Genomic DNA, 11929 nt, shown 5'->3' with positions numbered 1-11929 from the left:
ATGATGGGCGCAACACGGGACGCTTCGGGGTTGAACGAATCATGGATGCACAGAGTGCCGATACCAGCCTGGCCAGTATCGCTGGCGCCATTGCCGATCCGGCGCGGGCGAAGATGCTCTGCAGTCTGCTCGACGGCCATGCGCGGACCGCCACGGAACTGGCGGTGGTCGCCGACATCGGTGCCTCGACCGCCAGCAGCCATTTCAGCCGTCTTCGGGAACAGGGCCTGGTTGAGTTGATGGTTCAGGGCCGCCATCGCTATTACCGGCTGGCCAATGCCAAAGTCGCCGCCGCGCTGGAAGCCTTGTTGTTCCTGGCGAACATCCCGGCGCCTGCATTCAAGCCTTCGACCCCCTCGGCGCTGCGTTACGCGCGCACCTGCTACGACCATTGCGCGGGCGAGCTGGCGGTCAAGCTGCACGATGCGCTGCTCGGCGCGAAATGGATCGAAGCCCAGGGTCAGGATTATCGTTTGACCGAGAAGGGCGTTTCGTCGCTGGCAGCGCTTGGGATTGATCCGCAAGCCTTAAGCCGTCAGCGCAGGCGCACCGCTTATCCGTGTATGGACTGGAGCGAGCGCTCACCTCATATCGGCGGCGCCCTTGGCGCGATGCTGCTGGCATTGATGCTCAAGCGCGGTTGGGTCGTCCGGCATCTGGACTCGCGGGCGCTACGTCTGACTCCCGGTGGGCTGGCCGGTTTGTCGCGAAGCTTTGGTCTCGACAGCGCGAAATAAGGCCGCAGCGTGCGCTGTTCATTTCCCGGGACCGCGTCCGCCGTCGGAAAAACTGAAGAAACCTCAGGTACCGCCGACACGAATTGATAAGCAGCTTGTCAATTCTGCTCCTGTACCTGACTGGGAAAGATATCTCCGGTCGGTTTTATCTGTTTTGCATTCAGAGACAACCCTCCCCTGATGAAGAGAAGTCTGTTCGGTAGCTTTTGGGCGTTGATGTCCGCGCCCCAGGACAACCCCGGTTTGCTCCGGGCGCAGTACATTGCGCTGTCGCGTCAGCTGCCAATGATGTACTTCATCCTGCTGATCAACAGCTTCGCCCTTGCGGCTACCCATTACGTCTCGGCTCCCCGTTGGCTGGTGGTCTATTGCCCGGCGGTCATGACGATTTTTTGCGTGACGAGGGCGGCTTTGTGGTGGCGTTCCTGTCGGCGTGCGCCACCCCCGGCTGAGAAAATGCTCGCCATCCTCACGCGCACCAGTCGGCTTTCGCTGCTGGTGGCGGCGGGTTTTACGGCGTGGTCGCTGGCGTTGTTCCCCTATGGCGATGTGTACAGTCAGGCCCACGTCGCGTTCTACATGGCCATTACGGTGATCGCCTGCATCTTTTGCATGATGCACCTGCTGCCGGCCGCGTTGATCACAGCGGCGGTGGTCAATATTGCCTTTGTGGTGTTTTTTGCCACCACCAACAACATCACGTTCATTGCCACCGCGATCAACGTGTTGCTGGTATCTATTGCGATGCTGTCGATCCTCAAGTCACAGTACACAGACTTCACCCAGCTGGTGAACATGCAGGCGCGCACCGAAAAGCTCAGCGACGAGAACCGTCGCCTCGCCAATCAGGACAGCCTGACCGGCCTGGCGAACCGTCGCCAGTTTTTCTCCAACCTCGATGCGACGCTCAGCCAGGCTCGCGAGCGCGACGTGCGTTTGGCGGTGGGTTTGATCGACCTCGACGGCTTCAAGCCGGTCAACGATCTCTACGGCCACAGCGTCGGCGACAAGTTGCTGTATCAGGTCGGCCAGCGTTTGACCGGCCTGCTGGACGAAGGCGTACATCTGGCGCGCCTGGGCGGCGATGAGTTTGCCTTGATCATCACCGACGCCCGGAGCGACCAGCAGCTGCGGGCTTTCGGCGACAACCTGTGTGCCAGGATGCGTGAGCCTTTCCTGCTGGTGGACATTCCGATCCAGATCAGCGCGTCACTGGGCATCGCGACCTTCCCGGACCTGGCTTGCAGCGCCACCGAAGTCTACGAATACGCCGATTACGCGCTGTATCAAAGCAAGCGGCAGCGGCCTGGCTCCTTGAGTGTGTTCAGTGCCGAACACCGCCGGCAACTCAGCCGCGACGGCCTGACCGAGCAAGCGCTGCGCAGGGCCGACCTGTACCAAGAGTTCCACGTGGTGTTCCAGCCCATCGTCGACATCCGCACCCAGCTCACTGTGGCCTTTGAAGCGCTGGGGCGCTGGACCAGTCCGGAGCTGGGGAACGTCCCGCCTTGCGAATTCATTCCCGTCGCCGAGCGTATCGGGCTGATCAACAAGCTGACGATTCCGCTCCTGAAACATGCCCTGAGCGCCGCAGCTGCCTGGCCGCCAGGCATTCGTCTGGCCTTCAACCTTTCCGCCCACGACTGCGGCTCTCCCGAAGCCGTGCAGCAGATTGCCCAAGTGATCACCGAGAGCGGATTTGACCCGGCGTGTCTGGATCTGGAAATCACTGAAACCGCAGTGATCCAGGATCTGGCGCAAACCCAGCGCGCCATCGCTTTGCTGCGCGGCCTGGGGTGTGGCATCTCTCTGGATGACTTTGGCACCGGTTACTCAAGTCTTAGCCAGATCCATGCGCTTTCGTTGACCAAGCTGAAGGTGGACCGCAGCTTTGTCACCGGCATTCACCTCAACCCGGCGAGCTTCAAGATCGTCAAATCCCTGCTCGCGTTGAGCCATGACATGCAGCTGCAATGCATCGTCGAAGGGGTTGAAACCGAAGACGAACTGGCCGCGCTCAAGCGTCTGGGTGGGGTGTGGGCGCAAGGCTACCTGTTCTCGCGGCCCATATCTGCGGATGAAACACGAGCGTGGCTGGCGCAGGAAAGCCCCGATGCGGCGACGGGCTGACCGGGGTTTCTTGGCGACTGTTTACGACTGGATTTTAGCTGCAAGCATGGCCTTCACCCCAGGCCACTCCTCATCAATGATGCTGAAACGTACGGAGTTGCGTTTACGGCCATCGGGCATGATCCGTTCGTGACGCACAATGCCTTCCTGTATGGCGCCGATGCGCAGAATCGCCGCCCTGGATTTTTCGTTGAGCTCATCGGTGGTGAACTGCACGCGCACCGCCTGCATGACCTCGAAGGCATGCTCCAGCAGCAGATACTTCGCCTCAGTGTTGATGCCCGAGCGTTGGGCCGACGCACTCAGCCAGGTGTGGCCGATTTCCATCTTGCGGTTGGCCCGGTCGATCTTCCAGAAACGGGTACTGCCCACCACGCGCCCGGTATCGTGGCGCACGATTACAAACGGCATGACCGTCCCGGCCTCGCGACCCTGCAAGGCAATCGCGATGTACTTATCGACCGTCTCCGGCCCTGGAATGACCGTCACCTTCATGTTCCACAACTCGCCATCGGCCGCCGCTTGCAACAGCGCGGGTGCGTGCGCCGCTTGCAGCGGCAGCAGTTCGATGGACTTGCCCGCCAGTGCGGGTTGGCTGAAGCCGGTAAGGGGGTTGGTCATGATCGATCAGGCTGATGAGTGGGAGGGTTTTACTATCACGATGTCGTCCGCATCTGCAAATCGTAACGCCTGCGACTCGCCGAGTAATAACGGGGCATTCAGTTCTGTTACTTGTCTTATGTAATCCCACAACAAGGTAATCCGTTTGAGCTTGCGCAAGTCCTCTCGGCAGTACATCCAGAAATGCCGGGTGATCTTCACTTCCTCTTCCAGCACCGGCACCAGGCGTGAGTCCTGTGCGGCGAGGAAGCACGGCAGGATCGCCAGCGAGCGGCCTTGCAGCGCGGCCTGGTATTGGGCGATGACGCTGGTGCTGCGCAGTTGCGCCTGGGCGCCGGGCAGCAGGTTGCTGAGGTAGAGCAATTCCGAACTGAACGCCAGATCGTCGACGTAACTGATGAAAGTGTGTGCGGCGAGGTCGGCGGTGCTGTGCAGCGGCGTGTGGTTGTCCAGATAATCCTGGGTCGCGTACAGCCGCAGGTTGTAATCGCAGAGTTTGCAACAGACATACGGCCCGTGTTCCGGGCGCTCCAGGGCGATGACGATATCGGCTTCGCGCTTGGACAGGCTGATGAAGTGCGGCAGCGGCAGGATATCGACCGAGATGTCCGGGTAGTTATCGAGAAAGTGGCTCAGCTGCGGCGTGACGAAAAAACTGCCGAAACCTTCGGTGCAGCCCATGCGGATATGCCCGGACAACGCCACGCTGGAGCCCGAAACCTGCTCGCAGGCCATGTGCAGCGTGCTTTCGATGGACTCGGCATAACCCAGCAAACGTTGGCCTTCGGCAGTCAGCACAAAGCCGTTGTTGCGTGACTTCTCGAACAGCAATGTGCCGAGTGAACCCTCCAGAGAACTGATCCGTCGCGACACGGTGGTGTAATCCACCGACAGGCGTTTGGCCGCGATGCTGGCCTTGCGCGTGCGGGCAACCTCAAGGAAAAACTTCAAGTCATCCCAGTTGAGAAGGCCCAGGGAGGTGATGTTTTTTTGCATGTTGATCCTGCTTTTATGTGCATTCTTATTAGAAGTTTGCACATCTATACTCCAATGCAGGGTTTGAACCAACCCGGCTGTAGCCACAACAATCCCAGGCAACACCCCACGCCATAAAACCCTGCACAACAATAATAAGCGGAGGAGTTTATGAAGGACGCAATGACAGCGGACGCTGGCGCACTTGGTGCCCGCCCTGCGAAGAACGCCAAATCCTATCGACTTGCCGGCATGGCAAGCATGGCCGGCACGACCATCGAGTGGTACGACTTTTTTCTCTACGGCACTGCCGCCGCGCTGATCTTCAACAAAATCTTCTTTCCCGCCCTTGACCCGATCACCGGCGTGCTGGCTGCGTTCGCCACCTATGCGGTGGGCTTTCTCGGTCGACCGTTGGGCGGGGTGATTTTTGGTCACTTCGGTGACCGGATCGGTCGCAAATCGATGTTGCTGGTGACCCTGATGATGATGGGGATTCCGACCATCATCATTGGCCTGATCCCCACTTACGAGCAGATCGGTTATTGGGCCGCGCTGATTCTGGTGCTCATGCGATTCCTGCAAGGCATGGCGGTGGGCGGCGAATGGGGCGGCGCGGTGTTGATGGCCGTGGAACATGCGCCGGAGGGCAAGAAAGGCTTCTACGGTAGCCTGCCGCAAACCGGTGTCGGCGCGGGACTGGTGCTGGCGACGCTGGCGATGGGCCTGGTGGCCAAGCTGCCTGAGGCCGACATGCTCAGTTGGGGCTGGCGCCTGCCGTTCATCGCCAGCATCGTCTTGCTCGGCATCGGTTGGCTGATCCGCCTGAAAGTCCCGGAATCGCCGGACTTCGAAAAGCTCAAGCAGGACAAGATCGCCGTCAAGGTGCCGCTGTTCAAAGTGCTGCGTGAACATCCACGGGAAACCCTGACGATCATTGGCGCGCGCACGGCGGAAAACGCCTGGTTCTACATGTCGGTGACCTTCGCCCTCGCTTACGCCGCCAACCAGCTGCAAATCCCCCGCGCCGATGTGCTGAACGCAATCACTGCCGGCGCGGCGCTGTCGTTGTTCACCATGCCGTTTTGCGGCTACCTGTCGGACAAGGTCGGGCAACGACGCTTGTACTTTGCGGGCCTGTTGTTGCTCTGCGCGTTCGTCTATCCATTCTTCGCCATGCTCGGCACCCGCGAGCCGATGCTGGTCTGGTGGGCGATGGTGCTCGCCGTCGGTGTGGTTTTCCCGATTCTCTACGCGCCGGAATCACTGCTGTTCGCCCGGCAGTTCCCCGCCGAAATTCGCTACAGCGGCATCTCGGTTTCGGTGCAGCTGGCCGGTGTATTGGGCGGCGGTTTTGCGCCAATGATCGCCACCAAATTACTCGCTTACGCCGACGGCAGCCCGCGTTACGTGATCATTTACCTGATTGGCATGGGCCTTGTGGCGCTGGTGTGCACCGCGCTGATGAAGCGCGATCCGCCCCGGCATCGGGCGTCCTGATCTTTAATGAATAACAGATGGTCAGCGGTCAACCCAGGCCGCTCGGAGGAGATTTCGATGAACGTTTCACTGCAAAAAAACACCACCAAGGTGGCCCGCGTAAAAATGCTGATTGACGGCGAATGGGTCGAATCGCAAAGCAGCGAATGGCGCGACATCATCAACCCGGCGACCCAGCAAGTGCTGGCCCAGGTGCCGTTCGCCACCGATGCTGAAGTGAATGCCGCAGTTGCCGCCGCGCAAAAAGCCTTCAAGACCTGGCGCCTGACGCCCATCGGCGCACGCATGCGCATCATGCTCAAGCTGCAGGCCTTGATTCGCGAGCACTCGCCGCGCATCGCTGCGGTGCTGAGTGCCGAGCAGGGCAAAACCATTGCCGATGCCGAAGGCGATATCTTTCGGGGCCTGGAAGTGGTGGAGCACGCCTGTTCAATTGGCACGCTGCAAATGGGTGAGTTCTCCGAGAACGTTGCCGGTGGCGTCGACACCTACACCTTGCGCCAGCCCATCGGCGTCTGCGCCGGGATCACGCCGTTCAACTTCCCGGCGATGATTCCGCTGTGGATGTTTCCCATGGCAATCGCTTGTGGCAATACCTTCGTGCTCAAGCCTTCCGAGCAGGACCCGATGTCGACCATGCTGCTGGTGGAACTGGCGGTCGAAGCGGGCATTCCGCCGGGTGTGCTTAACGTAGTGCATGGCGGTAAATCCGTGGTGGATGCCATTTGCACCCATCCCGAAATCAAGGCCGTTTCTTTCGTCGGTTCCACCGCTGTCGGCACTCACGTCTACAAGCTGGCGGGGGAACACGGCAAGCGCGTGCAAGCGATGATGGGCGCGAAGAACCACGCCGTGGTGTTGCCCGATGCCAATCGTGTGCAAACCCTGAACGCCTTGGTCGGCGCCGGTTTTGGCGCGGCCGGGCAGCGCTGCATGGCGACCTCCGTGGTCGTGCTGGTGGGCGCGGCCAAACAATGGCTGCCGGATCTCAAAGCCCTGGCGCAAAAGCTCAAGGTCAACGCCGGCAGCGAAGCGGGCACCGATGTGGGGCCGGTGATTTCCAGACGCGCCAGACAGCGCATTCTCGACCTGATCGAAAGCGGCGTGCGTGAAGGCGCGACGCTGGAACTCGATGGCCGCGACATCCAGGTGCCGGGTTTCGAGGACGGCAATTTTGTCGGCCCGACGCTGTTCTCCGGCGTGACCACCGACATGCAGATCTACACCCAGGAAATCTTCGGCCCGGTGCTGGTGGTGCTGGAAGTCGACACCCTCGATCAGGCCATCGAGCTGGTCAACGCCAACCCGTATGGCAACGGCACCGGCCTGTTCACCCAAAGCGGCGCGGCGGCGCGCAAATTCCAGAGCGAAATCGACGTCGGCCAGGTGGGCATCAACATCCCGATTCCGGTGCCTGTGCCGTTTTTCAGCTTCACCGGCTCGCGCGGCTCCAAGCTCGGCGACCTCGGTCCATACGGCAAACAAGTGGTGCAGTTCTACACTCAAACCAAGACCGTCACCAGCCGCTGGTTCGATGACGACAGCGTCAATGATGGGGTGAACACCACCATCAGTTTGCGTTGACCGTTAAGCGAGGCTCGCCCGCGAATTGCAGTTCGGACCTTCGCGGGCAAGCCTCGCTCCAACGAGGAAATCCAACCTCTGCCAGGGAGAACAACATGAAAATCGCCTTTATCGGCTTGGGCAACATGGGCGCGCCGATGGCTCGCAACCTGCTCAAGGCCGGGCATCATCTGCATCTGTTCGACTTGAACACCGCCGTGCTCAACGAACTCGCCACCTTGGGCGGGCGTATCAGTGAATCGCCCAAACATGCGGCGCAAGGCGCGGAGCTGGTCATCACCATGCTGCCGGCTGCGGCCCACGTGCGCAGCGTCTATCTCAATGACGACGGCGTATTGGCGGGCATCGGCTCCGGAGTGCCAGCGGTGGATTGCAGCACCATCGACCCGCAGACCATTCGCGACGTGGCCGCCATCGCCGCCAGACAGGGCGTGACCCTGGGCGACGCGCCGGTTTCCGGAGGCACCGGCGGCGCGCAGGCCGGCACGCTGACGTTCATGGTCGGCGCCAGTGCCGAACATTTCGAAGTGCTGAAACCGGTGCTGGCGAAAATGGGCAAGAACATTGTGCATTGCGGCGATATCGGCACCGGGCAAATCGCCAAGATCTGCAACAACCTGCTGCTGGGCATTTCCATGATCGGCGTTTCCGAAGCCATGGCGCTGGGCGACGCGCTGGGCATCGACACCGGGATTCTGGCCAACATCATCAACAGCTCGACCGGCCGCTGCTGGAGCTCCGAGGTCTACAACCCATGGCCCGGCATCGTCGAAACGGCACCGGCTGCACGGGGTTATACCGGCGGTTTCGGCGCGGAACTGATGCTCAAGGATCTCGCCTTGGCAACTGAGGCCGCACGCACCGCACACCAACCGGTCATCCTCGGCGCCGTGGCGCAACAGTTGTATCAAGCCATGAGCCTGCGCGGCGACGGCGGCAAGGACTTCTCGGCGATCATTGAGGGGTATCGCAAGAAGGACTAGCCAAAAGGATTAGCCAGATGGATTAGGCTGAAATTTCCGGTTACCGCGTTAAATTGACTGGGCTCGAATGGGTCGACATCCTCCCCGCCGACAAAAGGCGCTACAGGGAGGAGTCATGCGCAAGGACGATCCAGAAGACCCATTCGAACGTTATTTGAGAAACCGGCGACTGCCCAACGGAGGTGCTTCGTGGGCGGCGTGGAACACACCCAAAAAGCCCGAACCGGTTTACATCCAGGAAGACAAATGGCCCGCGCCAAAACCCCGCACTGATCTGGTTTTCGCCAAGTCCTGCGCGCCGGGTAATTGGTGTTCCACCGACGCCGGGACCTCCGTAGAACCGGCGTCAAACTTCGGCAAAGTAATGCTCGCGGGCGCCATGCTCCTGCCCGATGCCAGCGCTGCGGTAGCCCTCGCACTCGGCGCCGACCTGGGCCTGGGCTACATGGCCGGCAGCGGGATCATGCAACAACGCCACAGCTGGGCGATACGCGGCCTGGGTGGGCCAGCGAGCATTCTTATCCTCGGCATGCTTCTCGAGAAAATGGGCGACGGCACGCTTTACACCGACGAGCAATTGCGCAGCCTGACGCACGCGCCAACGCGGGTGCGCTTCCAGTTTCGCCAGGACCCAGACGGCGTGTTGCAGGTCTACGGCATCCACAGCAAACCGTCCGGCGACGACTCGGTGCGCACGGTGCAAGCCACGTGGAACGCCAACAAGACGGCGATGGAAGCCAAACTCAACGGCATCACCATCATCTGGACGCCCAGAGACGGCCGCCTCGGCCCCATGCCACCGCTGATCTACCCTGACAACAGCGGCGCACACCTCAACAACATCCTCGTCCACCCGATCCCGGAAGACACCGACAGCCAGATCGAAGGCTTCCCCGGCGAAGACATCACGGTTGAAGATTGTATTGTGGTGTTTCCAGCGGGGGTTGGCTGGAAGTCGCTTTATGTGGTGTTTGCGCGGCCGTTTGGTGGGGATCATGGCTACCATCCACCGCCAAGGGGACTTACTGCTTTTCCCGATGCCAAAATTGCTCCTCGTAAAACCACGATTCAAGGAGGGGGAGGCTTACGAAAGCGATGGAAAAGCAAAGAAGGGCTCATTTTCGAGTGGGACAGCCAGCATGGCGCCGTAGAGAAGTACAACAAGCGTGGAAAGCACCTAGGGGAGTTTGACCCTGAAACAGGCGAGCAAACCAAAGAAGCAGATAATACTCGCGAGGTGGAGCCTTGAAATACATTATTGAAGCGTTCAACAAAGAATCCGAGCTCTTGATCTTTGAGGTGATTCTGCCCGACGGCAGTGATTCGCAACTCGCGCAAATCATGGGCTGGTCGGTACCTCAGCGTGGCGATGAAGGTTATGACTTAACCGCCAGCCAAGCGGCGGCTATTGAGGTCCTGGCTAGTAGGCGTTTTTACGACAGCAACCATGTTTTCCAGTTGACCTGCAATGTTGACAGATAAACACAGGTGACTCAGGAGCATGGCTCATGCCATTTTTACTAATCAGAGGTTTTTACCCTGAGCGGAATCCCGATAACTTACTGCATTACCAGAGAGTTGTGCCGCAGGAATTAGAGATAAAAGTACTCAACGCAATGGGATGGGGCTCGCTGTCGGATGTACCGCCAGGTGAGACTGATCTCACCGAGGGTCAGGCCGTAGCGGTGATGGAGATCCTAGGTGATGAGATGAGAGCTGACTTGATGCAAAGCATCGGGCTTTTCAGATAGGTAATAACCGAAGTAATTTCGGCCGCAATCCAAGCCAGCCAGAACGGGCCGCAGAATAGGGAAATAGGAGGTTTTATGTATCTGTGCATTAGTGGGTTTCTGCTCGACAGCACTGAAGATGATTCGCTTAAATTTGAACTGAAAATAGACCCAGCGCTGACCCAGACAATCGTAGAGCTCCTTGGGCATCGAAGTATCAATGCAATGGCCGCTGGGGAATGGCTGCTTGCGGATGAGCAGGTTGCGCAATTGTCTTCCGTCATCGGGCAACCGCTTCCGACTGATTTGAAACTGCTTATCGGGCTTGAAGCGTAAGCGGAAGGCTTCGACAGCAGCCGGATGACACGAAAGAAATTTGGGGGTCAGCAATGTTTTTATGGATCAGTGGTTTTTTACGAGACGATTCTGAAGACGATACGTTGAAATACCAACTCGTCGTTAAGCCAGAGCATGAAGCCGTTGTGCTTGGGATTCTTGGATGGAGAAGCCTGGAATACGGCCCGGATGGAGAATGGTTGCTCACCAGCGAGCAAGTTGAGCAGATAGCCATGGCGGTCAACGAGCAGTTACCTACCGGGCTGGACCTTTTCATTGGAGTAAGGGCTTAGTCAGGTACATCGCTTATGACATTTCTTTCTATTAGCGGTTTTTATCCCGATCCCAATCCGGATAACTCATTGCAGTACAAAAATGCTGTCCCAGAAGAGTTGGAGACGGAGGTACTTTCCGCCATGGGATGGCAGGCGTTGGCGGATGTACCTGTCGGTGAAAACGATCTAACCAGTGAACAGGCGGCTGCGGTCTTGAGAGTGCTCGGTGAGTCGGTCAGGTCTGATTTGATGTATAGCGTCGGGCTTTGCAGGTAGGTCGCCAGTGAAATACGTCCGCCAGAAAACAAACCAGCCAAGTCTGGTCGGAAAGTAGAAAAATGCGAGATTCTATGTACCTACGCATCAGTGGATTTCTGTTCGACAGTTCCGAAGATGATTCGCTTAAATTTGAATTGAAAATCGATCCATCACTTACTGAACAAATCGTGCAGCTCCTCGGCCATCGAAATCTTAATGCGATGTCAGCAGGCGAGTGGCTGCTCACCAGTGAGCAGGTGACACAACTTTCATCGAGCCTCGGGCAGCCGCTACCAGCTGATTTGAAACTGCTTATTGGGCTCGTAGCCTAATCATTGGGAATTTAGAGAAATAAGGAATTTTATGTACCTATGCATCAGTGGTTTTCTGCGCGACAGTACCGAAGACGATTCACTTAAATTTGAGCTGGATATCGACCGATCATTCAACGAGCAAATCGTGCAGCTCCTGGGTCATCGAAGTCTTAATGCGATGGCGGAGTGCGAGTGGCTACTCACCAGCGAGCAGGTAGCGCATCTATCAAGCATCATCGGACAACCATTGCCTACTGATTTGAAGCTGTTTATCGGGGTTGAGGCTTCAGTCGTATAGGGCGGATGTGCCGGCCTTTTCGCGGGCAAGCCTCACTCCAGCGGGATTGCGTCGGCCTCGTAGGAGCGAATTTATTCGCGAGGCGATTTTTGGTTCTCGCAGGACCAACGCCTCGCCAACAAGTTGGCTCCTACAGTTCGCGGAGTTCTATCCGGTCTGGGCAGTGAGCAGGTTTTATGCCCTCAAAG

15 protein-coding genes are annotated in these 11929 nt (G+C 58.6%); 13 read left to right on the top strand and 2 right to left on the bottom strand.

Features of this window, described 5'->3' with window-relative positions:
* Positions 1 to 41: 41 nt before the first annotated feature.
* Positions 42 to 737 (top strand): helix-turn-helix transcriptional regulator, encoded by a 696-nt coding sequence (locus CFII64_RS15170; protein WP_020291677.1) that lies wholly within the window; start codon positions 42 to 44, stop codon positions 735 to 737.
* Positions 738 to 917: 180 nt separating this feature from the next.
* Positions 918 to 2867, top strand: a complete 1950-nt coding sequence (locus tag CFII64_RS15165) for a bifunctional diguanylate cyclase/phosphodiesterase (protein ID WP_044901417.1) — start codon at positions 918 to 920, stop codon at positions 2865 to 2867.
* Positions 2868 to 2888: 21 nt separating this feature from the next.
* Here CFII64_RS15165 and CFII64_RS15160 read toward each other — a convergent pair whose 3' ends face one another.
* On the bottom strand, positions 2889 to 3488 hold the full coding sequence (locus CFII64_RS15160) for a GNAT family N-acetyltransferase (protein WP_020291675.1): 600 nt from the start codon (positions 3486 to 3488) through the stop codon (positions 2889 to 2891).
* A gap of 6 nt (positions 3489 to 3494) precedes the next feature.
* Entirely contained in the window at positions 3495 to 4484 is a 990-nt protein-coding gene (locus tag CFII64_RS15155; RefSeq protein ID WP_020291674.1) for a LysR family transcriptional regulator, read from the bottom strand.
* A gap of 150 nt (positions 4485 to 4634) precedes the next feature.
* Here CFII64_RS15155 and CFII64_RS15150 point away from each other — a divergent pair, with 150 nt between their 5' ends.
* The 11 genes from CFII64_RS15150 (at position 4635) to CFII64_RS15100 (ending at position 11741) form a co-directional block, all read left to right on the top strand.
* Positions 4635 to 5963, top strand: a complete 1329-nt coding sequence (locus CFII64_RS15150) for an MFS transporter (RefSeq protein WP_020291673.1) — start codon at positions 4635 to 4637, stop codon at positions 5961 to 5963.
* A gap of 57 nt (positions 5964 to 6020) precedes the next feature.
* Positions 6021 to 7547 carry a CoA-acylating methylmalonate-semialdehyde dehydrogenase gene (locus tag CFII64_RS15145; RefSeq protein ID WP_020291672.1) on the top strand — a complete coding sequence of 509 codons (1527 nt, stop codon included), beginning with the start codon at positions 6021 to 6023 and terminating at the stop codon, positions 7545 to 7547.
* 95 nt (positions 7548 to 7642) lie between these two features.
* Positions 7643 to 8530, top strand: coding sequence for a 3-hydroxyisobutyrate dehydrogenase (gene mmsB / locus CFII64_RS15140; RefSeq protein WP_020291671.1), 888 nt, complete (start codon positions 7643 to 7645; stop codon positions 8528 to 8530).
* A 115-nt stretch (positions 8531 to 8645) separates the two neighbouring features.
* A complete protein-coding gene (locus CFII64_RS15135; RefSeq protein ID WP_020291670.1) occupies positions 8646 to 9779 on the top strand; it encodes a colicin E3/pyocin S6 family cytotoxin in 1134 nt (377 codons plus the stop codon).
* On the top strand, positions 9776 to 10012 hold the full coding sequence (locus tag CFII64_RS15130) for a hypothetical protein (RefSeq protein WP_020291669.1): 237 nt from the start codon (positions 9776 to 9778) through the stop codon (positions 10010 to 10012). The genes CFII64_RS15135 and CFII64_RS15130 overlap by 4 nt, the downstream gene beginning before the upstream one ends.
* A 26-nt stretch (positions 10013 to 10038) precedes the next feature.
* Complete coding sequence (locus CFII64_RS15125) at positions 10039 to 10281, top strand: pyocin S6 family toxin immunity protein (RefSeq protein ID WP_020291668.1); 243 nt, start codon at positions 10039 to 10041, stop codon at positions 10279 to 10281.
* Between the two features lie 75 nt (positions 10282 to 10356).
* Positions 10357 to 10596, top strand: a complete 240-nt coding sequence (locus CFII64_RS15120; RefSeq protein ID WP_020291667.1) for a pyocin S6 family toxin immunity protein — start codon at positions 10357 to 10359, stop codon at positions 10594 to 10596.
* Positions 10597 to 10649: 53 nt separating this feature from the next.
* The gene (locus tag CFII64_RS15115) at positions 10650 to 10889 is read left to right on the top strand and encodes a pyocin S6 family toxin immunity protein (RefSeq protein ID WP_020291666.1); all 240 of its coding nucleotides are present in this window, start codon (positions 10650 to 10652) and stop codon (positions 10887 to 10889) included.
* 15 nt (positions 10890 to 10904) lie between these two features.
* Positions 10905 to 11147 carry a pyocin S6 family toxin immunity protein gene (locus CFII64_RS15110; RefSeq protein ID WP_020291665.1) on the top strand — a complete coding sequence of 81 codons (243 nt, stop codon included), beginning with the start codon at positions 10905 to 10907 and terminating at the stop codon, positions 11145 to 11147.
* A gap of 74 nt (positions 11148 to 11221) precedes the next feature.
* Positions 11222 to 11461, top strand: a complete 240-nt coding sequence (locus CFII64_RS15105; RefSeq protein ID WP_020291664.1) for a pyocin S6 family toxin immunity protein — start codon at positions 11222 to 11224, stop codon at positions 11459 to 11461.
* Between the two features lie 31 nt (positions 11462 to 11492).
* On the top strand, positions 11493 to 11741 hold the full coding sequence (locus CFII64_RS15100; protein WP_020291663.1) for a pyocin S6 family toxin immunity protein: 249 nt from the start codon (positions 11493 to 11495) through the stop codon (positions 11739 to 11741).
* Positions 11742 to 11929: the final 188 nt, after the last annotated feature.

The sequence above is a fragment of the Pseudomonas sp. CFII64 genome, from assembly GCF_000416235.1.
Lineage (GTDB): Bacteria > Pseudomonadota > Gammaproteobacteria > Pseudomonadales > Pseudomonadaceae > Aquipseudomonas.
The sequence above is the reverse complement of the archived record's forward strand: the minus strand, read 5'-3'. Positions and strand labels throughout refer to the sequence as shown.

Bases quoted from the DNA above. Each gene is read 5' to 3' on its own strand.
- CFII64_RS15170 (WP_020291677.1), top strand. From the start codon at position 42: ATGGATGCACAGAGTGCCGATACCAGCCTGGCCAGTATCGCTGGCGCC.
- CFII64_RS15165 (WP_044901417.1), top strand. From the start codon at position 918: ATGAAGAGAAGTCTGTTCGGTAGCTTTTGGGCGTTGATGTCCGCGCCC.
- CFII64_RS15160 (WP_020291675.1), bottom strand. From the start codon at position 3,488: ATGACCAACCCCCTTACCGGCTTCAGCCAACCCGCACTGGCGGGCAAG.
- CFII64_RS15155 (WP_020291674.1), bottom strand. From the start codon at position 4,484: ATGCAAAAAAACATCACCTCCCTGGGCCTTCTCAACTGGGATGACTTG.
- CFII64_RS15150 (WP_020291673.1), top strand. From the start codon at position 4,635: ATGAAGGACGCAATGACAGCGGACGCTGGCGCACTTGGTGCCCGCCCT.
- CFII64_RS15145 (WP_020291672.1), top strand. From the start codon at position 6,021: ATGAACGTTTCACTGCAAAAAAACACCACCAAGGTGGCCCGCGTAAAA.
- mmsB (WP_020291671.1), top strand. From the start codon at position 7,643: ATGAAAATCGCCTTTATCGGCTTGGGCAACATGGGCGCGCCGATGGCT.
- CFII64_RS15135 (WP_020291670.1), top strand. From the start codon at position 8,646: ATGCGCAAGGACGATCCAGAAGACCCATTCGAACGTTATTTGAGAAAC.
- CFII64_RS15125 (WP_020291668.1), top strand. From the start codon at position 10,039: ATGCCATTTTTACTAATCAGAGGTTTTTACCCTGAGCGGAATCCCGAT.
- CFII64_RS15120 (WP_020291667.1), top strand. From the start codon at position 10,357: ATGTATCTGTGCATTAGTGGGTTTCTGCTCGACAGCACTGAAGATGAT.
- CFII64_RS15115 (WP_020291666.1), top strand. From the start codon at position 10,650: ATGTTTTTATGGATCAGTGGTTTTTTACGAGACGATTCTGAAGACGAT.
- CFII64_RS15110 (WP_020291665.1), top strand. From the start codon at position 10,905: ATGACATTTCTTTCTATTAGCGGTTTTTATCCCGATCCCAATCCGGAT.
- CFII64_RS15105 (WP_020291664.1), top strand. From the start codon at position 11,222: ATGTACCTACGCATCAGTGGATTTCTGTTCGACAGTTCCGAAGATGAT.
- CFII64_RS15100 (WP_020291663.1), top strand. From the start codon at position 11,493: ATGTACCTATGCATCAGTGGTTTTCTGCGCGACAGTACCGAAGACGAT.